Origin of the sequence: Thiorhodovibrio frisius, assembly GCF_033954835.1 — a bacterium.
Taxonomy (GTDB): domain Bacteria; phylum Pseudomonadota; class Gammaproteobacteria; order Chromatiales; family Chromatiaceae; genus Thiorhodovibrio; species Thiorhodovibrio frisius.
This window is the reverse complement of sequence record NZ_CP121471.1, coordinates 1378721-1398523: the sequence shown is the minus strand read 5'-3', so window position 1 is coordinate 1398523 and position 19803 is coordinate 1378721. Positions and strand designations below refer to the sequence as shown.

Below are 19803 nucleotides of genomic sequence, written 5' to 3'. Positions count from 1 at the left end.
GCTGAATCACCCACGCGCTTGTGCAAACCGCTCCCTCAGCATCTTCACGTAGTCCTGCGAGAGCTGGCTGCCGTTGCGCTGGTCGATGATGCCGAGCACCTCGAGACAGAAGTCCTCGGCCCGCACAACCTCGTCGAGAAGAACCGAGAGCTTGACCAATTTGTCGGTCGAAAGAGACTCCAAGGACATAAAATCCCGCACAAAAATCACATCCGACCAAAGAATTTGTCCACGGGTGGGACCCTTCAGGTCATGCTCGGCGAATTTGCTAAACTGCAACGATTCAGAGGAATCAATGTTATGCAAAAGAAATCCCCGGCCCTCAAGAAAGCGTGCAACATCGGAAAACAAAGGTTGATTCTCATAATGCGGAACCCACTCGACCTCCGTCCAGATGACCAATATATTATCAAGCCGATCCCCAGCCCCCTCAAACACCGATAGTTCCGCGCCCTGCACATCGATTTTCAAAAAGTCAATATCTTCTGCCTCGGGCAAGTCGGCCAGCCGCGTCGTCTTTACCGCCTGAGTTCCCGCGGGACGGACAAAATCAGATAAACGGTTAAACCGATCCAAAAGTGCTATGTTGGGCTTATACAAAGACCCTGTCGCTGACCAAGAGGTTTTATAGAATGTCTGATTTTCTCCATTACCAATAAATGCTTTCACATATCGCCGATCAGGGAAGCTAGCTTTTAAACGAGCACATTCCTCCGCATCCGGCTCGATACCGACAATATCGGCCACACCCGCTTGCGCAAGTTTCCGGTAGGGCTCGATTTCTCCATCCATAATCGCCGCCCCGATATCGAGCACCCGAATGCGAGACGTCAATACCCCCTTGAGTATCTCAAGCACGCATCTTTCCGACGCGGCTTGCGCCGCAGTTCCCTCAGTCACTGCCTGCCGGAGATACTCCCACCAATCTTTATTCCTTAGCGGAGCGTCCGATTGCAAAATCCGCCCGAAGAGATGAACCGGAATGCCGGGTCCGTCCTTCATAATAATGTTCACCAACACCGCACGGCGAAGCATCTCCGGGCTGCAGTTCGGATACCGCACCGCCTCAATGACCGCCTTGTCGTTTCGATGAAAATAGGAAGAGTAAGCTTGCCATCGCTCGATCGCTTCCCAAGCACTTGCGGCCAGCCATTCCTTCAAGGGCGCGGATGGAGCACGATACTCAAATTCTTGCAGCGCGGGAACGAACGGGCGATCCACCCTCAGCACGTTTTCAGCTTCCAACAGTTGCACGAGCCGATGTGTGGTTGCGACAGCGCGCTTTCTCTCACCCAAATCCCAGAGCACACGCGTTTTCAGCAGTTGCGTTGCCCAATGCGCATCACCACGATGCTCCAAGGCTTCCACGCCAGCCAGACACTGCTGCAACCATGCCCAACGCGCCGATAGCGGTTCTGCGGTATCGCTCGCGCTCAAATAGGAATTGAGCGCCAGAATATAGTCGTTAAGCTCTTCATCCACGCGACAAAGCGCCGCCCCATCCAAATCAAAGTCCTCCCCATTTGCGATGATTCTTGCAAAAAAAAGCGCCCGGCCAAGCCGCGACTGCCACCCCGACCTTGGCGGCTCCGCTGTATCACCTAAATCACCAGCGGTTAGGAGCTTCCCTTTCACACGCAGCCATTGCGCGCGCTCGGGCTTGCACGCGAACAGATTTAACGCAAAAGAATCAATTTGATGCTCGACCGAAGCCGGTATTAAGGCGTTGAGGCCGGGAATCAATCTATAACAGTCCATCCCCAGCGCGGTAAACCCGGAAAAAAGTTCCGGATGATAATCCTCCCCGCTCTTCCATTCAAACAGTACCAATGGCGAATGGCGAGACAAACAATCCCGCCCGCCGTTTAGGATATTGAGCTCTTCTCCTTCCGCGTCAAGCTTGATGATATCGAAGGCGCCGGAGCCAGATGCACCATATTCATCACTCAGTTCATCCAGCGTTGTCACGCGGATTGTTTCAACGTTTCTTTCTTGGGCTTCGCCGACATTTTCCTGTGAAATCAGAGCGTTCAGCTCGCTGTTGGAGTTCAATTGAAGCATCGCCTCTCCCGAGTGAACAGAAAGCCCTACTTGCAGCAATGCCACTGCGCCTTCCAAGCCATTCACGGAAATACTGCGCCTGAGCATGCTCGCGGGCGCGCTCGCTGGCTCACAGGCGATAACCTTCCCTTTTTCACCTAGCCGTTTGGCAAGGCTGAGACAATAAACACCGTGATTTGCTCCAACATCGAGTATTGTCATTCCGGGCTCAACCAAATCCCGAAGGAATGGCAACTCTTGCTCGAACCAATCCTCTTGCTCGAGCAAAATATAGGTTGTCATCTTTCCAATATCGGCGGGCACACATATTTTTACGTCGTCCGCAATGGTCAAGGTCCAGGAAGGCATGGCTTGCGGCACGTCTCCTCCTTTAGCGACCGATCCAACCGCGTTTTCCTTGGCTTTGGCCGCACTGCGGGCTCGCTCACGAAGCTGTCTTGCGCTCGACCAATCCAAACCTTTAGCAATCAGATCTTCAATAGTTTCCAGCGCTTCCCGCGGTCGACCAAGGGCTAACAAGCACCCTGTCAACTCAATCCAGTATTCTCCATTGACAGGCGAAAGCTTCAGCGCGTTCTCTACCGCGCCGAGCGCCTCGACAAACCGTTGTTGTCGGGACATAATTCGTGCGAAAAGATGGTAACTCGCATGATCGCCCGGATCGGCGAGCAATGCCAATTGACACTCTTTCTCGGCACGCGTAACATCTCCGAGATTGAAGTATTTCAATGCCTCTGTATACTTTTTATTGCTCACGATAAGCTCTACAATAGGGAATTGAAAAAGTTAACATTGCGAAGCTAGATGCTAATGGCTTGCACTGCAAACTTTATTCGATAATTCAAAAGGTTTACGACTCTCTGGCTTACTACAATGATTGATTTTCGCCATCGTTTTGCAGTCTGGAAAACAATTGCAACAAATCATGGATGTGTATTTAAAAATGTCGACTTCATTGCTGACGACAATGGCGTCCGGGTCGTAGCCGAGCGCCCTTCCGAACGGATATTTTTGCACGTACCCGCAAAGCTACTCGTTAACCTCGATGACGTCAAACTAACCGATGATGCTCACCAGGTTATACCTAGCTCCTGCTCCAACGGTGTTTGGCGGGCGTTGATCGACGATATGCTCGGCTTTATTCTGAGCCCAGGACGCCTTACCAAGAGACGACAGCTTTTACGCGAATTTAATCGGTTACCACCGACACTTAAATATACTTTGGCCAACTCCGGCTTAACCCCTGCGCTTTGCGCACAAGAAAATCCAAATTCGCTCGTTTCAAAATCACTCGCTGCGTTACAAGAAGATCGGTCCGGCTCTCATTCAGAAATCCTAGCACCCAAGGACAAAGAACTGAAGTACCATCTTTTAAAGGAGCGCGTTCTCAAAGACAAGAATCAGACGTTCGTTCTCATGCCCTTTATCGACTTCATCAATCATGATTCCGAGGGCTTGACTTTCCAAGTGGGAGATGCCGGCTTAACGGTGAGCGGACTATGCTCTCCGAGCCGTGAGGTTTTCGCAAAATACAACCACTCCGATCCATGGGGCCTCCTTGATGGTTATCTGTTTACCGGCCCTTCTCACTATGCGTTTTCGGTCAGCGCACAGCTTCGCTTGCCAGATGGCTGCCGTCTTGTCATCGCTCGCCGAGCCGAGGATTATGAACCTCATGAGAACGGCCTGCGCATCCCAAAAACCGAACGGGAAGGGCAAACCGTGCATTTCTCGAACCTATGGCTCGGGGCGGTCGAGCGACCGGAAAGCCCATTTGAAAGTTTCAAAATCGCCTGGGAGTCACTCGGCCGAGGCAACGCCTTTAGTGTTTTCTCCCAAATCGTCCGCCATAATTGGGCCATCATGCGCGAGATTAGGCATCTTTGCCAGGGTGTCGACACAGCAGCTGGCCAGTTAGTTAGGCTTGCCTTGGACGAGCATCTGCGGGTACTTTCCCAGCAACACATTTCGTAGGGCTTATTTGCCTGCATTTTGTTGTCTTGCCATCGCCTCAAAACTGTCCTCAAGTGCCCTTGCAAGACTTCTGCCGTCACACAACTCGCTCGTTTCCATCTGGGCACGAAGAGATTCCCTCAGGTGCCATCGCAGCGGTATATCGCTTGCTAGGGATGCAACGACATCCACAAACTCATCATTATTCCGTGCAATCCACTCCGGCCGGCCCAACCCGGTTAGAATAGAAGCCGCTTGACGACCGGCAAGCTGACCGCCAAGCACAGTCACCAGCGGCGTGCCCATCCAAAGCGCGTCGCAAGCAGTAGTGGCACTGTTAAACGGGATTGTATCAAGTGCGAGGTCGATCTGGTTGTAGAGCGCCAGATGCTCACTCCGGGAGGGTGTATAGGGCCAGAACTCAAGCCGGGCCCCCTCGATACCATGGCCCCGCAAGGTCTCGAGAATCCGCGTTTGGACGGCGGCATCCTCTGCCCCGCGGCCTTTAAGTATTAGCATGGATTCAGGAAGCGCTCGCATGACACGGGACCACAACGCAAGGGTCTGCTCGCCCACCTTCGCCAGATTATTAAAGCTACCTAGCCTTAGTCGGCCGTTTTGGTCCTGATGCCACGCAGGCGCCGGAGCTTCTATAAGGGGGTCGTAGGCGTAGCGCGTGCGCGGCAGACGCCAAACCTGCTCGACAAAATGACTATCGTGCCACGGCGGAATGAGTATCTCGTCAGTCATGAAATAGTCCATGGCATTCAAGCCGGTGCTGGCAAAATAGCCAATATAATGACATTGCACGGGAGCAACGCGCCTGGCTAACACGCCAAGACGGTTACCTTCCGTATGACCACTTGTTTCGACCAGAACATCGAGTTGGGCGGCACGCAATCGCTCAGCGGCCTCGTCGTCAGTCAAGCCGACAAGCGGCGTCCACGACAGTGCGCGGCGCTGAAACATCTCCGCATCGGGGTCGTTTCGTATTACAGCAGGATATAGCTGCAATTCAATGCGGTTCGGATCGATCTCCCACAACCAGGAGTTCAAAAAACACGCCACCACATGGGAACCAAATTCCGCCGACAGAATACCAACCCGCAGCGGACGGGCTGAAGCCCGTGCATGGGTAGTGATCTGCTTTCTTGCTTGAGGGTCCGCACCCACGGCAAGAGTGGCTTGACACCATTTCCGAGCCTCTTGGCAAAGTGCCTCGCCACTACCCGATTTGGAATACGCAAGTACGTGTAATAGATTGATAAATGCCGCTCCGCAGCTTGGATCGATCGCGAGAGCAGCTCGAGATGCCTTTTCAGCGGCCTCCGTCCAGTCGAGTTTCGCGAGCAGGATACCCAGGCGGGCATGGGTCAGCGGATCATTAGGACGAAGCTCACTGGCCCGACGCAAGATCGGCTCAGCCTCGCTAAGGCGACCTTGATCCATGAGCAAGAGACCTAGACTCGAATGAGCCTGGCCATTGTTTGATGCCCGCGCGATCACCTCGCGGTAAAGTGCCTCGGCTTCTTTCTCTCGCGCGGTTGCTCGGTAGATGTTTCCCAAAAGATAAAGCGCCTCGATCATTCCCGGGGCGAGGTCAATCGCACGGCGACAGACCGCCTCGGCCTCCGTATAGCGCCCCAGTTCGCGCAACACCCCACCGAGATTGACGTAGGCGGCAGGAAACTCAGGATCACACTGAAGCGCGCGGTGCAACGCTGACTCTGCTTCGGTGAGGCGTCCGAGTTTCTTCAGCATGACCCCGAGGTTCGAGTGAGCGGACGCGCTATCTGGACTTAGGCGGGCAGCCTCCTCAGCCGCTAGAGCAGCCGCCTCATGATCCCCGGCACGACAGAGACTTTCCGCCAGGATCGACCAGCCCGACGGAAGTTCCGGGTTACGCTTGGTAAAAGCCGTGGCGATGGAAACAGCCTGCTCCGGCGACGACAGGTCGCATTCAGCGGAAAGGGGCTCGCTTGCCGTAGACAAACCAAAACACCGTTTAGCTGCCGCGCTTACGCCCGGACAATAAGGTCTTGCTATCCATTGATTCCAAAAGCTCGCAAGAATCCCAAGCTAGTTTTCTCGTCCCTGACCATCTAAACGCTCCATTAAATCAGGACAACGCATGCTTCATGCTTCCCGGAACGCGATCAAATTAAGGCTTATCGGCTCTCCATAAGGAGCGCAATCACTCGTATCCAGAAATAGCCCAAAACGCTCCACTCGGCGAACCCGAGAAAAACCCGCTGCCGTCAACAGCCGAGAAAGAATTTCATAGTTAAATCCAACGAAATGAAAGTCGTACTCATTCACTTGCCCGCCGAACATCATTCGCATGATTTCAACACGGTCGGCGAAGGAAAACCTTTCCGACAAGAAGCCACGACAAAGAACATCCATGTCCGGCACGCTAATCATTACTCGACCGTTTGGCTTCAAGATACGATACAAGCCTTGCAAGGTTTCGATGACGAACTGCTGCGGGACGTGCTCGAGAACATGGCTTGCGTAGACCTCCTCAAAACACTGGTCGGCAAACATCGACAAATCACGGATGTCACCAATTTCATCCACATCTGGTCCTGGTTGAATATTCAAGATCAGCCAACCAGGCTTTGCCTCGGTCCCCCCGACGCAGAGATTTGACGCTGGACCATCCCGGGCATCTTGGATAGCTTGCTCCCTTGCTATCTCCCTCTCGGAGACTTGCCTAAGTGCCTGTTCCGCTCTTGTCTTGAGGTCTAGCGCGCTTGGCCAATCAAGCCCTTTGCCGATCAAATCGTCAAGGATATCCAGCGCCTCGGCCGGACGTTCCAGTTCAAGCAATACCTCGGTTAGCTTAAGCCAGTAGTCGCCATTTGCCGGCGCGAAACGAAGTGCGTGTTGCAAGTTCTCGAGCGCCTCGGTCAAGCGTCCCTGTCCGAGCATGGCAATCCCTAGATAATAAAGCGCCTGATGGTCATCGGGATGGCTTTGCAGCAGCGAGCGGCACCTCGCCTCGGCCTTTGCAAAACGGTTAGCCTGCAAGCTCACTCGCACTAGCTCATAATGCGATCCACCTTGATTCATAAGAAACTCCTGATTACCCGTCGCTATAACGCCAGCCACAATGACAAATCAGTGCATATCCTTGAAGCATTCTCCGACACAGGTTTATCCTTCAAACAATCCAATCGAGAAGCCTCGTTGCTGACGCGGATGGGCTATAATGTTGGAGTGCGAATTGCCTCCCTTGTCTCCCTTGCCTCCCGATCGTCCCAACCTCATCTGGACATTCGACCAGGAATTTTACTACCCTGGCTGGATTATCGAGACGCACCGGAATATAGTGCTCAAATGCTTTCGGTTGCACGGGTAGCTTAAAGGAATGCTTGTGGGCCATCCATCAATCAGGCATCGCGCGCAATAACTAAGCCCTCCTCGACCCACAGGTATGAGCAGAACTCCTCGGTCCCCCAGATCGTACTCAGTTGTTACGCTAAATTTCATACTTGTGGCAACATCTTTTCCGATCTTTTAGGTGAACCTCGTATTTTTTGAGTAAGCCAGCTTCAAAGCGGCTGTCCAGACTAAGGCGCCTGCGTGATAGCCATTAATTTCGTCGTAATTAAAAATTGGCTATCCTTGGATAAGACGGCTTTACCCGGCTCACCATATGGATGAATATCGTTCTTCACACCAAATTCATTAACTGCCCGCGTCACGCCCGGCCATCCGAGATAATCGTCTAAAATCATGACCCCCTTGGGGTCAAGGATTTCCCAATAATGTTCAATATCGTTTTTTACTGATTCATACTCATGGCCAGCGTCGATATAAATCAGCTTGGCGGTCACTTCAAGGTTTTTCAACAAATAATAGGCGCCATCACTGGTAAGGGAAACGGGTGTAATAATGTCTGAACAATTGTTAGCCATAACATTATTGATAAATGTATGGTAGATTGTGGGGCGGCCATTGGTCACTTTCAGCGACTGATACCATGAGTCCAACATCCAATGTTCTGGAGAGCCTAGCCAGGTATCAATGCACAGAATCTCGCCTGGTATCCCTAGCACTTTCAAGCACTTGGCCATATTTATGGCAGAGCGACCCTTCCAACTTCCTACCTCGATGATTAAAGGGGGGCGCAGCTGATCAATGGCGTAGGTCAGTAGTGGATGGTCGGACCCCCACCCCTCCATGTCGACCAAGGACTGATCCACCGACAAGCCGCGATACGGATCTTCGCCGCGAAAAAGTGTCTGCCGAATCATTCTGCGTTACCTGTCAGGACCACGGCCTTCTCTCAGACTCGCCTTAAAGATAGATCATTCAGACCGTCGGCGCGCGGCAACTTCCATCCGCCAAGGTCGCAACTCAAGCATTTCCTCGATGCTCCGCTCCAAGGCGCGGGCTAGACCTTCACCATCGCATAGCTCGCTTTGGCGCATCTGGGCGCGCTGGATTTCGCGAAGGCGCTGCCCCCGCGCGGGATCTTGGGCGAGACCGGTCACGATGGCCACGAATTCATCGGCGTCGCGCGCGATCCACTCCGTGCGCCCGAGGCCGCTGAGCAGGGAGGCGGCTTGGCGGCCGGCGAGGCGGTCGCCGGTCAGGGTGATCAGGGGCGTGCCCATCCAGAGGGCGTCGAAACCGGTGGTGGCGCTGTTGAATGGCAGGGAGTCGAGCGCGATGTCGGTGTCGTTGTAGGCGTCCATGTGGTCGGACCAGGCGGCGGAGGCGCCGCGAAATTCGACCCGGTCTGGGTGAATGCCTTGTTCCCGCAGGGGGCCGAGAATCCGCGCTTGGACGCTGTGGTCGAGGGCGCGTTTGTCTTTCAGGATCAGGCGGGCTTGGGGAAGTGCACGCAGCACCTGACTCCACAGCACCAGGCTTTCGTGGCGGACCTTGGTCAGGTTATTGAAGCTGCCGAGGCGCAGCTGCCCGTGCCGATCCGGCTGCCAGCGGGGCTCTGGGGCCTGTTGCAGGGGCTCGTAGGCATAGCGGGTGCGCGGCAGGCGCCAGACCTGCTCGGTAAAGTGGCTGTCGTGCTCGGGCGGGATGAGCACGGGGTCCCCGATGAAATAATCCATCTCGGTGAGGCCGGTGGTGGCGAAGTAGCCGATGTAATGGCATTGCACCGGCGCCGCGCGCCGCGCGATGACGCCGAGGCGGTTGTTCTCGGTATGGCCGCTGGTCTCGATCAGCACATCGATCCCGTCAGCCCGCATGCGTTCGGCCGCCTGGGCGTCGCTCAGGTTGTCGATGGGCGACCAGACATCGGCCAGGTCGCGAAAGCGCTGGGACTCTGGCTCCTGGCGTTCGTGGCTGGGGTAGCAGTAGATGACGAAGCGCTCGCGATCAAGGGCGCGCAGCCAGCTCAGAAGAAAATGGCCGACGGGATGGTGGCCGAATTCCGCCGACAGCAGCCCCAGGCGCAGGCGTTGATCGCGCCGCGGCCGGTGGGAGAATTGCCGCTGGCGTGCCTCGGCCCGTTCATTAGGGGTCAGGACTTCGCGTTCCCACAGTTGCGCTTCTTGGCGCTGGCGCTCTGGTGTCAGGGCCGCGGTGAACGCCTGCGAGAACAAGAGATTGCTGCGCGCGCGGCCGTTGTCGGGAGCCAGGGCCACTGCTTGGCGAAAGGCGAGCATGCTTTCGTCCAATCGGTCGAGGTCGCGCAGGGCGGTGCCAAGGTTGTTCCAGGCTTCGGCCAGCTCTGGAGCGCTCTTGAGCGCCTGGCGCAGGGTGGTTTCGGCCGCGCCGGGCTGGCCCTGCATGATCTGCACGATGCCGAGCAGATTGAGGGTTTCTGGTTCCTCGGGGGCGCGTTCCAGCGCTTCGCGCAAAGCCTGCTCGGCCTCGGCCAGTCGGCCGGCGCGCTTGAGCAGGAGGCCGAGGTAGGACCAGTGCCAGGCTGATTGTGGATCGCGCGCGCAGAGTTGTTGGGCGGCCGTGGCAGCGGCGTTCCAGTCGCGGTCGCGCTCGCGCGCTTTGGCGAGAATGGTCCAGCCGGTTGGGCAGTTAGGCCATTGTGTGACATAGTGCTCGGCGGCGGCGCGGAGCTGCTGTTGGTCTCCCTGATGGAAAAGCGCGCGTAGGCTACCCCGCGCTTCAGTCTGGGGGGCGCCGTGAGGGGGGGCATCTTGCGCCGCGGGCGCGCTCATGACGTCATGTGCCTGGAAAGAATTTTGTTCGTTGTTAAATGCCGCCTCCGTCATGCTCGATGTTGGGGCCTCTCGATCTTATCGTAGACTTCGGCCAGCAACAGATGCGCGCCGATCGCCACGAGCGGCACCTGCTGCGCGAGTTGGTCGTAGCTTCGCAGCAACCAGGCGCCGTCATCGGCGCGGGTGTAGAGTTCGGCCTGTACCCGATCCTGCGCGACGAGAAGATAGGTCATCACGCTCGGCAGTGTCCGGTATTGAGCGAATTTGTCGCCACGATCATAGGCCTCGGTGGAATCGGACAGAACTTCGACGATCAGCACCGGGTTAGTGACCACATCCCGGCGCCCGTCGAAATACTGATGTTCGCCGCAGATTGCCATCACATCTGGATAGGCGCTGGCGTCTGCGGCTTCCATGCGGACTTTCAAATCGCCGGAATAGACGCAGCAAGGGCGGCCCTTAAACTGATTGCCCAACTCCCTGACGATATTGGTCACGATCAGATTGTGCTCGCGCGAGCCACCGGACATGGCAAACACTTCCCCGCGAACGTATTCAGTGCGCCCTTCGGTTTGCAGGCGCTCCCCGGCGAGCCAGTCTTCAAACGTCTCACGCAAGAGGGGCTGAGATGACATTTTCGGTCTCCGTTTCGTTCAATGTGGCGTCTTTCGGAGCGACGGGTTTTCCTCAGCGAAAAGCATGGATCCATTGCACTTTTCAAGTGTTTTGTTTGGCAAGGGTATCGCCACCGCCGCCCTGGAACCAGCGATCAAACATGGTCTCGAACGCCGGTTCCAGCGCACGCGCCAATCCCCGGCCATCGCAGAGCTCGCTCGCGCGCATCCGCTGCCGCTGGGTCTCGCGGACTGGTTGAGCAGGGTGTGCCAGTGATCGGCGAGCGCTGCGGTGGTGGCGCTGTTGAAGGGAATGGTTTTGGCGAATATGCTGACGCTGCGCGGCATCTTGAGCAAGAGCGGCCACGCTGTCGACGAATTGACATCTCCCAGCTCAAGGGAAAAACGATTTTAAGATCAATGCCACGACGCCCCCAAGTAAAATACCCAACATCCATTTCATGAGCGTCATTTCGCCTGCGAATCGCGTATCGACCCTGATCAGCTGTGCCTCTAAGCGTTCGATGTCCCGTTTCGTCGCGATCTCCGCCTCGCCGGATGCGTCACGGTAGGCAGCAGCAATGCCTTTTGCTTGCTCATCATTCAACCCATGGTCTTTAAGCGTTTCAACGAATCTGAGCGTATCGAAAGATATTGCAGTCATGGTTGATTCCTGTCAGATAAAGAATATCCGGCGACTGAGTGGATTATGGCATGTATCTGCGGCTGACAGGCTCAGATTAGCACACGCCCCCATGATTCCACTCCGGGCACCCGAGTCCGGTGAGGATAGAGGCCGCCTGGCGTCCGGCGAGTTGATCGCCAAGCAGGGTGACCAGTGGGGTGCCCATCCAGAGGGCGTCGCAGGCGGTGCTGGCGCTGTTGAAAGGTATGGTATCCAGTGCGATGTCGATTTGGTTGTAAGGCGACATGTGCTCGCTCCAGGAGGGGGTGCGGGAAAAGAAGCCGATTCGCTCGCGGCTGATGCCGTGGCTATGCATGACCATCTTGGTAAGTGTATACTAAACGATGTTCGTCATTGATTCGCCGACTCCAAAAACCTGACCATTCATGTTTAAGTGGCTCGGGTTTTCCGATTCCCTCGAAGGGGTTGCGCTGGACATCCTTAACCAATGCGTTGACACGCTTCAAGATACGTTTATCTTCTTGCTGCCAATACAAATAATCCTCCCATGCTTGGGGATGCCAGCTAATCATCAATCAAGGCCCGTTCCTCGAAGCGCCCGCGTCTGATTTCCCCAATTGCCTGATCAAGTCGCTCGCGGTTGCGTGCCGAGCTTTTCAGATACGCGGTTTCAAGATACGCACTCTGGTGATCAATCCGCTCTTCAAGCATCTCCAGAGCCAATTGCTCGGGCGTTTGCTCCGCAAGAGTAGCGATGGCAGCGATCTTTTCCCTCAAACGATCAGGTATTTCGATGTTAAGCATGGCTTGCTCCTGTTCAAACGGCTTCATATTCAACCTCACATATTATCGCGCGCATGGCTTTAAGCCAGATCTGGCTGCCAGGGAAGCCCGATCACGCACGGAGCATCGAACGGATGGACGGGCCGCATGCCAAAGCGCAGCAGGTTGCGGCGACCGACCTCGTCGGCGATGTGCTCGGCTAACTGGCGCACGGTGATGGGGATGCCGGAGCAGATGTTGACCGGCCCCTGTTGTTCGCCGAGCGCGACTTCGGCAATCTACCGACAGGCCTCGCGCAAGTCGAGGCAGTCGCGGATTTGAAGCGTCGGCCGCCGCTGGTCTGGAAGGCTGGGTGTAGCTGATGCAGGGTTTCATTTAGCGCGCATCAAGCCGCGTCAAGCTGAGTCAAAGGCAAGCAGTTGACCGAAAGCTTGGCTAGGTCGGCCTGGTGGCTGGCGTGTTGAATGTCGATGCCGACCAGCGCGCCGGCGGCGTCGTAGTCGAGGACCACGCCATTGGCAATTTCGTCGGAATCGACGGAGGCACGGTCGCTCAGGTGGATGTAAAGCGAGTCCGTCGCGGCGTCGTAGTTAATCTTCATGGCCGGAATCTTCGGTCTGGAAAGGCGTTGTGGATTGTCTGCCCATCGGCCAGGGTCACCACTCGCAGGTAACGATCTAAGGCATCGATCCATATCCAGTGCCGGATGCGCCCGTCGTCCGCTTGCACTTCCCGGCGAATGGGATCGCAAACGGCAGTCTCGCACCATTCGCGCTGGATATAGGGTCGCTTAACCAGGACATTGTCGCGGAAATAGTCCCTAATGGGCAGTTCTAGCATGAGTGCTTGAATGAAGCTGTCAATTCGCCTGTACGCGAAGCGCGGGCACTGCGGTGAAAAAACGCGTGCCCCGTTCAGCCAGATCGGCCAGTTGCGCCTTCACCTCCTCGGCAATATTCCAGGGCAAAATCAGCACCGCGTCCAGTGGCGCCTCGCGCAGCGCCGTCGGCGGGTTGATCGGGATGCGGCTGCCGGCCAAGTAGCGGCATTGTTTGGAGGGCGCGGCGTCGCAGACGTACGGCAGCAGATCAAGCATGAATGTCAATTCTGCATTTCGGGACAGTGTAAATGCCGTGCTTGATTTCGATTTCCGCATCACCCGAAGCGGCAATACGCAGCGACAATGCCTTTAGCCTAATCATCTTTTAACCCATGGCCTTTTAGGGACAATTATAGGAAGCGAAAGCTGACAACCTTTCGCCTGCCGCCTAGCGTGCCTGGATAGCTGCACTTTCATTGTTCAATTTGCAGCTTTTTTTCACGATTTTGGATACTTGAACGATCTATGTTCAAACCAAGCATTTAACATCATCTCGAATTGAAACTGCCGAGGCGAAGCTGTCCCTGCGGGTGTGGTTGCCAACGCGGGTCGGGGCCTGCAGCAGGGGCTCGTAGGCATAGCGGGTGCGTGGCAGTCTCCAGACTTGTTCGGTGAAGTGGCTGTCGTGCTCGGGCGGGATCAGCACGGCGTCACCGATGAAATAATCCATCTCCGTGAGGCCGGTAGTGGCGAAGTAGCCGATGTAGTGACATTGCACCGGTGCCGCGCGCCGGGCGATGATGCCGAGGCGGTTGTTCTCGGTGTGGCCCCTGGTTTCAATCAGCACGTCGATTTTGTCGCTGCGAATCTGTTGCACGGCTTGGGCATCGCTCAAGCCATCAATGGGCAACCAGACATCGGCCAATTCGCGAAAGCGCGCGGATTCTGGCTCCGGGCGCTCGAGGCTGGGGTAGCAGTAGAGCGCGAAGCGTTCGCTGTTGAGGGCGCGTAGCCAACTCAGCAGAAAATGCCCGACCGGGTGACTGCCGAATTCCGCCGATATCAGGCCCAAGCGCAGGCGTCGATCGCGCAACGGCGCAGGGGAGAACGAGCGCCGGCGTGCCTCGGCCCGTGCCTCGGCACTCAGGACTTCGCGTTCCCAACGTTGGGCTTCCTGGCGTTGACGCTCCGGCGTTAGTGCGGCGGTATAGGCTTGCGAGAATAAGAGATTGCTGCGTGCCCGCCCATTCTCCGGAGCCAGGGCCAGCGCTTGGCGAAAGGCGAGCATGCTTTCATCGAGGCGGTCGAGATCGCGCAGGCGGTGCCAAGGTTGTTCCAGGCTTCCGCCATCATGGGCGCACTTTTCAGCGTGCAGCGGCGTTCCAGTCGCGCTCGCGCTCCCAGGCTTTGGCGAGGATGGTCCAGCCGGTGGGGCAATCAGGCCATTGGGTGAGGTAGTGCTCGGCGGCGGTTTGGAGCTGCTGTTGGTCGCCTTGGTGGAAGCTCAGTGGGTGATTAAGATATCGGCCAGCTTGAGGGTGACGCCGAGAATTGCCAGACCACCGTCAGATAAACCCGGTGGGCTCAGGCTTGAGGCTTGTTTGCATCACGCAGCGCCTTGACCTCGTCCTGCGCTAAGCCGGAGGCGGCTGCTATCTGCTCGTCTGTCAATAGCTTCATGGTCATTAGGTTACGCGCGACCTCTTCGCGGCCGTTCCGCAGTCCCTGCTCCAATCCCTGCTCCACCCCTTCCCGCTTGGCTTCATTCACGAAAGAGACCTCGTCGTGCAAGGCGCGCTCGCGCACGAAGGCGAGGCGGCGGGCTTCTTCGTCGGCGCTGAGCTCGCGGATGCGGCTCATGGCTTGCTTGACGGGTTCATGGGCGACGGTGGCCATGGTGAGCTCCTCCTGCCAGTGTTTGAAAAAGGTGATCCAGGCGCGCAAGGGTCCCGGTGGGTGTCCAAGACGGTCGGCCTTGGGCGGGTCCGGGCGCAGGTCATTGATGAGCACGACCAGTAGGTCGGGAGCTTCGACGAACAGGCGCTTGAAGACGTAGTCGTTGGTGGGGTCGAGCAGTGTTGGCATGGCGGATTGATTGATCAAGACCAGACTCACATAACTGTTGGCAATCTCCCACTGCGCACCTGTTTGTTAATAAGAAACCGGCCAAAAGGCATTATCGAGAATGCGCGCAATCGTAAAGGGGCAGGTTGTCGGCAGGACGTCATAATCCAGCGGCGTTTCGCGCACGACCAAATCGCGACTATCGGCGTAAGCAGCGGTGACCAACTCAGGCAGCAAGGGTTGTAGGCTTGGATTCTCGGCGAGTAGCCGCGCAACGTTGCGCCGTTGTTCGTTAATTGTCGCGCGCCAGCTCTTGCGATACGGATAGTCGGGTTGCAGTACCCATTTGAGCAGATGCCCAATTAAGACAACCAGCCGACTTTCCAGTGCGCGACGCTCGCGTTTCCCCAAATCCTCAATCTCCTCGCTCAACGGCCCGATTTGCAATTCTGACCAGCGCCCCGCTCGCAAAAGGACAGCTTGCTCTTGAGACCAGGCATAAAAATCGTTCTCATAGCGATGCGTTGGCATGACTTTCACCTCTGATCGGGCCTAATGGATTTTGGTATTTATCCACAGCTGAGAGGCTCAGATTAGCACAGGGACCTCATAATTTTGGTCCGCACGCTTCTCGGCCTTGCGCTTTAGGTTCCTGCATTCGTGCGCGCTCATCACGCAACCTCGGCGCCGTTGAACTGTTCCTGGGCGGATTTGGGTGCTGGTGTGCCGCGCGCCGTAGCCTTCGGTAGCCGGTGGGTCATCAGATTGCGCGCGACCTCTTCGCGACCGTTCTGCAATCCCTGCTGCAACCCTTTCCGCCTGGCTTCATTCAGGAAGGAGACTTCGTCATGCAAGGCGCGCTCGCGCACGAAGGCGAGACGGCGGGCTTCTTCGTCGGCGCTGAGTTCGCGTATGCGGCTCATGGCTTGCTTGACGGGTTCATGGGCGACGGTGGCCATGGTGGGCTCCTCCTGCCAGTGTTTGAAAAAGGTGATCCAGGCGCGCAATGGTCCCGGTGGGTGTCCAAGACGGTCGGCCTTGGGCGGGTCCGGGCGCAGGTCGTTGATGAGCGCGATCAGTAGGTCAGGAGCTTCGACGAACAGGCGCTTGAAGACGTAGTCGTTGGTGGGGTCGAGCAGTGTTGGCATGGCGGATTGATTGATCAAAACCAGACTCGGGTATGCCGCCAGCGGGCGAGCATTTGCTCGACGCTGTGCTCCAAGGCGCGAGCCAAACTTTCACCATCGCATAGCTCGCTGTGGCGCATCTGGTCGCGTTGGTTTTGGCGAATGCGCTGGCGTTGCGAAGCATCTTGGACGGAAATGGTCACAATGCCCACGAGTTCATCGGTATCCTTTACAATCCACTCCTTACGGCCCCGGCAGAGGCAGCGCGAAATTTAGGCGGGCTCAATCAGGGACCAGGTGCCCTTGCCCGAGCGGCTTGAAAAACCAATCGTGCCTGTTCTCTTTGATTTAAAATAATCTATTGCGGTGCGCCTTTCCACAGTAGGCCAGAGACGACCGTATTGGGATCAGCGACTTCGTAGCGCGCAACGTCGACATCGACTGCCGCCCATAATCCATCGTCAAAATCCGGATTCACCCGATGCTCAGCGATCAGGTGAGGCATCTGCACCTCGCCCCCCCCTCTGCAATCATGCCTTTTCACCTGTAGAGTTTTTCTGTTCAGTCTAACGACGGAAACAAAGTACTTTTCGATAATTTTCCATAACAGTCAAAAAATTCCATTGATCCGAGATCCCGAACTAGCCAGACTTCCACAGCACCAGTCTTTAAATATAGCTCGACTTTCTCCTGCATCTCCAACATTGAGTTGGATGGTGACAGTATCTCAATGCAAAGCTCTGGGGCTGCGGGGTATGGAGTAACAAAACCGTAGCGGCTCACAAACTCGTTTGAAAGCCAGGCTACATCAGCCACTTTCACACCATCAATCGTCGCGACTGAACACTCGGTTACGACCTCGCCGCCAGTTTGTTTCTCAAGTAGTTTTGCGCAGAGCCTACTCTGAATTCTGCCGTGCTCGTTCGATGCCGGACTCATCAAGAGCTTGCCAAATTGAGTTAACTCAATCTTGAAGGGCAAATTGGCGAACATGGGATTATCGACGACTTCCGACCATTCCATTTTTGCCTCCTCACGCTAGATGATTCATATCAGACTATTGTGGCGCCTTACTATTAATTGGGCTTGACGTTTTGTTCCAAGATTTGAGTCTTGAGACGTTCGCGTTCTGCCAAAGCGGTTTCTTCTCCTGGTGTTGGATTTCGGCCACCTGAAGCGCCCTTCCGTGCCTGCAAGGGGATCAGTGCTCTTGTCGTCGCAGTTTAACAGCTAATTATCCCAACCAGCTCTCATCGCGGCGTTCCTTGCCTGCGAGGCGCCGCTGATCGCCCACAGCGCAGCGCTGATCAGCATTTTGCAGGCGATTTGTTTGTTTGTCTCAGATTCCCATTTAATCTAAACCCCACGCAGTGCTCCGAGGATCACGCCGCGCACACGTAGATCTATGAGCAGGTTGGTGCCGAAGGCGATGACTTGTTGCGGTTGCAGATGGCCGAGTTCGGTGGCGATTTGGGCGAGCGCGTCCTGGCCGTTGGGGGCGGGTTGCTGTTGCAGCAGTATGAGCAGGCGCTGGGTGACGGCGTTAAGTTCCATGAAGCGCACTTGCTCGTTGCGGTCGAGATAGACGAGCAGATGGGTTGGCTGTTCCGGGGCTTGCTGGGGTTGGTAGTCGGGGCCGATGCGATGCACGGGGTAACGGTAGCTCAGGTTCCAGGCGAGCGGCGATAGCACGGGGCGCCCGGCGAGCAAGTCGCCATCGGGCATCAGATCAGCCGGTGGTTCATTTGGCGCGCCGTCGCTGATCTGCAGGGCCATTTCGACCCACTCGTAGTGCGCCAGTTCGAGCAGGAAGGGCGGGTCGCGCGGGTCATCGCGACGGTGATGGCTGAGGAAGTCAAGAAACTCGCGCGGCAGTTCGGGGAACAGCGGTGAGACGGCACGATGGCGGCGCAGAAAATCGCGCACCAACTCGCGCCAATGCTCGCGCGGTAGCAGGCGGTGAATGACCGGGAAGTTGCCGGCGAGCAGAGAGGAGAGGTTGTTGAAGATCAGGTCGCGATAGATCTTCATGCGGCGGTCTTCGATGTCTGCTGGCGCACTTGCGCGCTCGGGGTCGCGCAGATGGGCGCTAAAGCGCTGCTGCTGGCGCATGAAGTCCGGCATGGCTGACTGGGGAGTTGGGGAAGTCATTCTTGATCAGCTGATCATGCAGTGCCTCAGCAAGCCGCCAGCGCGGGTTGCTGGGTAACGCGCTGTGTCGCGGCGGAGGGGGCTGTCGCCTGGCTGGTGTAAGGCCGTTGGATGGCGCGGATGCCGTCGACTTCCCGCAGCAATTCGCTCAGCGGCGGGATGTTGAAATCACGCTCTAACAGCGTGGGAAAGACGCCGAAGGTCTGATAGGCCTGGTCGAGCAGTTCCCAGACCGGGTCGATGACGGCAGCGCCATGGGTGTCGATGCGCAGGTCCTCGGCTTCGACGGCGTGTCCGGCGATATGGCCGTAGCGAATCCGCTCGCCTGGCAGCGCGTTCAAGAAGGTCAATGCGTCATAGCCGTGGTTGATGGCATTGACGTAGATATTGTTCACATCGAGCAGCAAATCGCAGTCGGCCTCCGCGAGCACGGCGCGGATGAACTCGCTCTCGGCCATTTCCTGGCCCGGTGCCGCGTAATAGGAGGCATTTTCCAGCGCGATGCGGCGCTCGAGAATGTCTTGGGCCTGACGCACGCGCCCGGCAACATGGTGCACGGCTTCTTCAGTAAAGGGGATGGGCAGCAAGTCGTAGAGTTGACCGCTGTCGGAACAGTAGGTGAGATGTTCGCTGTAGTCGCGAATGCCGTGGTCGTCCAGGAATTGCTTGACCTGGCGCAGAAAATTGGTGTCCAGCGGCGCAGGACCGCCAATAGATAACGACAGCCCGTGGCAGACGAAAGGATATTGCTCGGTCAGTGATCGCAGTGCTCGCCCTTTGCGACCGCCGAAACCGATCCAGTTCTCGGGCGCGATTTCGTAAAAATCTGCTTGATCAACTGGCAGTGACTCGGCCAGGGCGCTCAAAAAGGAGCGCCGCAGGCCAAGTCCGGCGCCGTGCAGCGAACAGGCTAGTTGGCTGTCCATTGTCACGGCTATGGTCAAAGCATGGGTGACTGATCGGCGAGATCAGTTACCGCTGCCACATTTGCCCTCGCCGCCCTTGGCTTCATCCTTGTCGCCATCCTCATCGCTATCAGAACTGCCGCATTTGCCTTCGCCGCCCTTGGCGTCATCCGCATCACTGCTGGAGCCGCCGCATTTCCCTTCGCCACTCTTGCCGTCGGAGTCCGCCTCGGCAAGTTGCATGTAGCCTGCGTCCATATCCTGCGCCGCGAAGGGATTGCCTTCGGCTTGGGCCAGACCAATGGAACCGGCCAGCGCGACACCGACCAGAGTAGCAATGGAAGTCGTTGAATGATTCATGGCGAAATATCCTGTTAGCTGAGGTGAAAATATGAGGTTGATTTGGATTTGGCTTGGATTCGGCTTCGTTTGCATTCGACAGGTGGCATGGCGCCCGACCTGCCGCAACCCAGCCTCACAGGGCTAAGGGATGGAGGCAGATTTTGCCGATGCAATGATCAACC

25 protein-coding genes are annotated in these 19803 nt (G+C 56.6%); 2 read left to right on the top strand and 23 right to left on the bottom strand.

Translation table 11 applies throughout. The features are described from left to right. Positions 1-6 precede the first annotated feature (6 nt). Positions 7-2817, bottom strand: a complete 2811-nt coding sequence (locus Thiofri_RS06600; RefSeq protein WP_009150917.1) for an FkbM family methyltransferase — start codon at positions 2815-2817, stop codon at positions 7-9. Positions 2818-2934: 117 nt separating this feature from the next. Between Thiofri_RS06600 and Thiofri_RS06595 the strand changes: the two genes are divergently transcribed. Beyond that, a complete protein-coding gene (locus Thiofri_RS06595) occupies positions 2935-4035 on the top strand; it encodes an SET domain-containing protein (RefSeq protein WP_009150916.1) in 1101 nt (366 codons plus the stop codon). A gap of 3 nt (positions 4036-4038) precedes the next feature. Here the strand turns inward: Thiofri_RS06595 and Thiofri_RS06590 are convergent, their stop codons facing one another. The 5 genes from Thiofri_RS06590 to Thiofri_RS06570 form a co-directional block, all read right to left on the bottom strand. After that, a complete protein-coding gene (locus Thiofri_RS06590; protein ID WP_009150915.1) occupies positions 4039-6006 on the bottom strand; it encodes a tetratricopeptide repeat protein in 1968 nt (655 codons plus the stop codon). A 144-nt stretch (positions 6007-6150) separates the two neighbouring features. Next, positions 6151-7053, bottom strand: coding sequence for a tetratricopeptide repeat protein (locus tag Thiofri_RS06585; protein WP_190275868.1), 903 nt, complete (start codon positions 7051-7053; stop codon positions 6151-6153). A gap of 536 nt (positions 7054-7589) precedes the next feature. Next, positions 7590-8276, bottom strand: a complete 687-nt coding sequence (locus Thiofri_RS06580; protein ID WP_009150913.1) for a class I SAM-dependent methyltransferase — start codon at positions 8274-8276, stop codon at positions 7590-7592. 54 nt (positions 8277-8330) lie between these two features. Further along, positions 8331-10166, bottom strand: a complete 1836-nt coding sequence (locus tag Thiofri_RS06575; protein WP_190275867.1) for an O-linked N-acetylglucosamine transferase, SPINDLY family protein — start codon at positions 10164-10166, stop codon at positions 8331-8333. A 50-nt stretch (positions 10167-10216) separates the two neighbouring features. Beyond that, positions 10217-10804 carry a Uma2 family endonuclease gene (locus tag Thiofri_RS06570; protein WP_009150911.1) on the bottom strand — a complete coding sequence of 196 codons (588 nt, stop codon included), beginning with the start codon at positions 10802-10804 and terminating at the stop codon, positions 10217-10219. A 64-nt stretch (positions 10805-10868) separates the two neighbouring features. On the opposite strand from Thiofri_RS06570, the gene Thiofri_RS06565 reads away from it, so the two are divergent. Beyond that, complete coding sequence (locus Thiofri_RS06565) at positions 10869-11060, top strand: hypothetical protein (RefSeq protein WP_040857549.1); 192 nt, start codon at positions 10869-10871, stop codon at positions 11058-11060. A 117-nt stretch (positions 11061-11177) separates the two neighbouring features. Here Thiofri_RS06565 and Thiofri_RS06560 read toward each other — a convergent pair whose 3' ends face one another. The 17 genes from Thiofri_RS06560 to Thiofri_RS06480 all read right to left on the bottom strand — a co-directional run bounded on the left by Thiofri_RS06560 (position 11178) and on the right by Thiofri_RS06480 (position 19639). Next, a complete protein-coding gene (locus Thiofri_RS06560) occupies positions 11178-11447 on the bottom strand; it encodes a CCDC90 family protein (RefSeq protein ID WP_009150910.1) in 270 nt (89 codons plus the stop codon). Between the two features lie 76 nt (positions 11448-11523). Then, complete coding sequence (locus Thiofri_RS06555) at positions 11524-11784, bottom strand: O-linked N-acetylglucosamine transferase family protein (protein ID WP_190275866.1); 261 nt, start codon at positions 11782-11784, stop codon at positions 11524-11526. Further along, positions 11777-12001: a Txe/YoeB family addiction module toxin gene (locus Thiofri_RS06550; RefSeq protein ID WP_083848568.1), complete on the bottom strand. Its 225-nt coding sequence runs from the start codon at positions 11999-12001 to the stop codon at positions 11777-11779. Before Thiofri_RS06550 ends, Thiofri_RS06555 begins: the two co-directional genes overlap by 8 nt. Next, positions 11994-12233, bottom strand: a complete 240-nt coding sequence (locus tag Thiofri_RS06545; RefSeq protein WP_143742021.1) for a hypothetical protein — start codon at positions 12231-12233, stop codon at positions 11994-11996. The genes Thiofri_RS06550 and Thiofri_RS06545 overlap by 8 nt, the downstream gene beginning before the upstream one ends. Before the next feature lie 364 nt (positions 12234-12597). Continuing rightward, complete coding sequence (locus Thiofri_RS06540; protein ID WP_009150907.1) at positions 12598-12813, bottom strand: DUF2283 domain-containing protein; 216 nt, start codon at positions 12811-12813, stop codon at positions 12598-12600. Further along, complete coding sequence (locus tag Thiofri_RS06535; protein WP_009150906.1) at positions 12810-13052, bottom strand: hypothetical protein; 243 nt, start codon at positions 13050-13052, stop codon at positions 12810-12812. Before Thiofri_RS06535 ends, Thiofri_RS06540 begins: the two co-directional genes overlap by 4 nt. 19 nt (positions 13053-13071) lie before the next feature. Then, entirely contained in the window at positions 13072-13308 is a 237-nt protein-coding gene (locus tag Thiofri_RS06530; RefSeq protein WP_040857547.1) for a Rossmann-fold NAD(P)-binding domain-containing protein, read from the bottom strand. Between the two features lie 253 nt (positions 13309-13561). Beyond that, a complete protein-coding gene (locus Thiofri_RS06525; RefSeq protein WP_009150905.1) occupies positions 13562-14320 on the bottom strand; it encodes an O-linked N-acetylglucosamine transferase family protein in 759 nt (252 codons plus the stop codon). A gap of 296 nt (positions 14321-14616) precedes the next feature. Next, positions 14617-15117 carry a hypothetical protein gene (locus tag Thiofri_RS06520; protein WP_040858227.1) on the bottom strand — a complete coding sequence of 167 codons (501 nt, stop codon included), beginning with the start codon at positions 15115-15117 and terminating at the stop codon, positions 14617-14619. 66 nt (positions 15118-15183) lie between these two features. Then, positions 15184-15627, bottom strand: coding sequence for a DUF29 domain-containing protein (locus Thiofri_RS06515; RefSeq protein WP_009150903.1), 444 nt, complete (start codon positions 15625-15627; stop codon positions 15184-15186). A gap of 140 nt (positions 15628-15767) precedes the next feature. Then, a complete protein-coding gene (locus tag Thiofri_RS06510; protein ID WP_009150902.1) occupies positions 15768-16244 on the bottom strand; it encodes a hypothetical protein in 477 nt (158 codons plus the stop codon). A 14-nt stretch (positions 16245-16258) separates the two neighbouring features. After that, positions 16259-16426, bottom strand: coding sequence for a hypothetical protein (locus Thiofri_RS06505; RefSeq protein WP_190275865.1), 168 nt, complete (start codon positions 16424-16426; stop codon positions 16259-16261). A 155-nt stretch (positions 16427-16581) separates the two neighbouring features. After that, a complete protein-coding gene (locus Thiofri_RS06500) occupies positions 16582-16728 on the bottom strand; it encodes a type II toxin-antitoxin system HicB family antitoxin (RefSeq protein WP_009150901.1) in 147 nt (48 codons plus the stop codon). A 56-nt stretch (positions 16729-16784) separates the two neighbouring features. Continuing rightward, complete coding sequence (locus Thiofri_RS06495) at positions 16785-17246, bottom strand: Uma2 family endonuclease (RefSeq protein ID WP_009150900.1); 462 nt, start codon at positions 17244-17246, stop codon at positions 16785-16787. A 333-nt stretch (positions 17247-17579) separates the two neighbouring features. After that, entirely contained in the window at positions 17580-18374 is a 795-nt protein-coding gene (locus Thiofri_RS06490; RefSeq protein ID WP_143742020.1) for an HvfC family RiPP maturation protein, read from the bottom strand. A 26-nt stretch (positions 18375-18400) separates the two neighbouring features. Next, positions 18401-19300 carry an HvfB family MNIO-type RiPP peptide maturase gene (locus Thiofri_RS06485; RefSeq protein ID WP_009150898.1) on the bottom strand — a complete coding sequence of 300 codons (900 nt, stop codon included), beginning with the start codon at positions 19298-19300 and terminating at the stop codon, positions 18401-18403. Between the two features lie 42 nt (positions 19301-19342). After that, entirely contained in the window at positions 19343-19639 is a 297-nt protein-coding gene (locus Thiofri_RS06480) for an HvfA family oxazolone/thioamide-modified RiPP metallophore (RefSeq protein ID WP_009150897.1), read from the bottom strand. Positions 19640-19803 lie beyond the last annotated feature (164 nt).

Excerpts from the sequence above, each read along its gene's own strand:
- Thiofri_RS06595 (WP_009150916.1), top strand. The coding sequence starts at position 2,935 with ATGATTGATTTTCGCCATCGTTTTGCAGTCTGGAAAACAATTGCAACA.
- Thiofri_RS06580 (WP_009150913.1), bottom strand. The coding sequence starts at position 8,276 with ATGATTCGGCAGACACTTTTTCGCGGCGAAGATCCGTATCGCGGCTTG.
- Thiofri_RS06575 (WP_190275867.1), bottom strand. The coding sequence starts at position 10,166 with ATGAGCGCGCCCGCGGCGCAAGATGCCCCCCCTCACGGCGCCCCCCAG.
- Thiofri_RS06570 (WP_009150911.1), bottom strand. The coding sequence starts at position 10,804 with ATGTCATCTCAGCCCCTCTTGCGTGAGACGTTTGAAGACTGGCTCGCC.
- Thiofri_RS06565 (WP_040857549.1), top strand. The coding sequence starts at position 10,869 with ATGGATCCATTGCACTTTTCAAGTGTTTTGTTTGGCAAGGGTATCGCC.
- Thiofri_RS06560 (WP_009150910.1), bottom strand. The coding sequence starts at position 11,447 with ATGACTGCAATATCTTTCGATACGCTCAGATTCGTTGAAACGCTTAAA.
- Thiofri_RS06555 (WP_190275866.1), bottom strand. The coding sequence starts at position 11,784 with ATGCATAGCCACGGCATCAGCCGCGAGCGAATCGGCTTCTTTTCCCGC.
- Thiofri_RS06550 (WP_083848568.1), bottom strand. The coding sequence starts at position 12,001 with ATGATTAGCTGGCATCCCCAAGCATGGGAGGATTATTTGTATTGGCAG.
- Thiofri_RS06545 (WP_143742021.1), bottom strand. The coding sequence starts at position 12,233 with ATGCTTAACATCGAAATACCTGATCGTTTGAGGGAAAAGATCGCTGCC.
- Thiofri_RS06540 (WP_009150907.1), bottom strand. The coding sequence starts at position 12,813 with ATGAAGATTAACTACGACGCCGCGACGGACTCGCTTTACATCCACCTG.
- Thiofri_RS06535 (WP_009150906.1), bottom strand. The coding sequence starts at position 13,052 with ATGCTAGAACTGCCCATTAGGGACTATTTCCGCGACAATGTCCTGGTT.
- Thiofri_RS06530 (WP_040857547.1), bottom strand. The coding sequence starts at position 13,308 with ATGCTTGATCTGCTGCCGTACGTCTGCGACGCCGCGCCCTCCAAACAA.
- Thiofri_RS06525 (WP_009150905.1), bottom strand. The coding sequence starts at position 14,320 with ATGCTCGCCTTTCGCCAAGCGCTGGCCCTGGCTCCGGAGAATGGGCGG.
- Thiofri_RS06520 (WP_040858227.1), bottom strand. The coding sequence starts at position 15,117 with ATGCCAACACTGCTCGACCCCACCAACGACTACGTCTTCAAGCGCCTG.
- Thiofri_RS06515 (WP_009150903.1), bottom strand. The coding sequence starts at position 15,627 with ATGCCAACGCATCGCTATGAGAACGATTTTTATGCCTGGTCTCAAGAG.
- Thiofri_RS06510 (WP_009150902.1), bottom strand. The coding sequence starts at position 16,244 with ATGCCAACACTGCTCGACCCCACCAACGACTACGTCTTCAAGCGCCTG.
- Thiofri_RS06500 (WP_009150901.1), bottom strand. The coding sequence starts at position 16,728 with ATGCCTCACCTGATCGCTGAGCATCGGGTGAATCCGGATTTTGACGAT.
- Thiofri_RS06495 (WP_009150900.1), bottom strand. The coding sequence starts at position 17,246 with ATGGAATGGTCGGAAGTCGTCGATAATCCCATGTTCGCCAATTTGCCC.
- Thiofri_RS06490 (WP_143742020.1), bottom strand. The coding sequence starts at position 18,374 with ATGACTTCCCCAACTCCCCAGTCAGCCATGCCGGACTTCATGCGCCAG.
- Thiofri_RS06485 (WP_009150898.1), bottom strand. The coding sequence starts at position 19,300 with ATGGACAGCCAACTAGCCTGTTCGCTGCACGGCGCCGGACTTGGCCTG.
- Thiofri_RS06480 (WP_009150897.1), bottom strand. The coding sequence starts at position 19,639 with ATGAATCATTCAACGACTTCCATTGCTACTCTGGTCGGTGTCGCGCTG.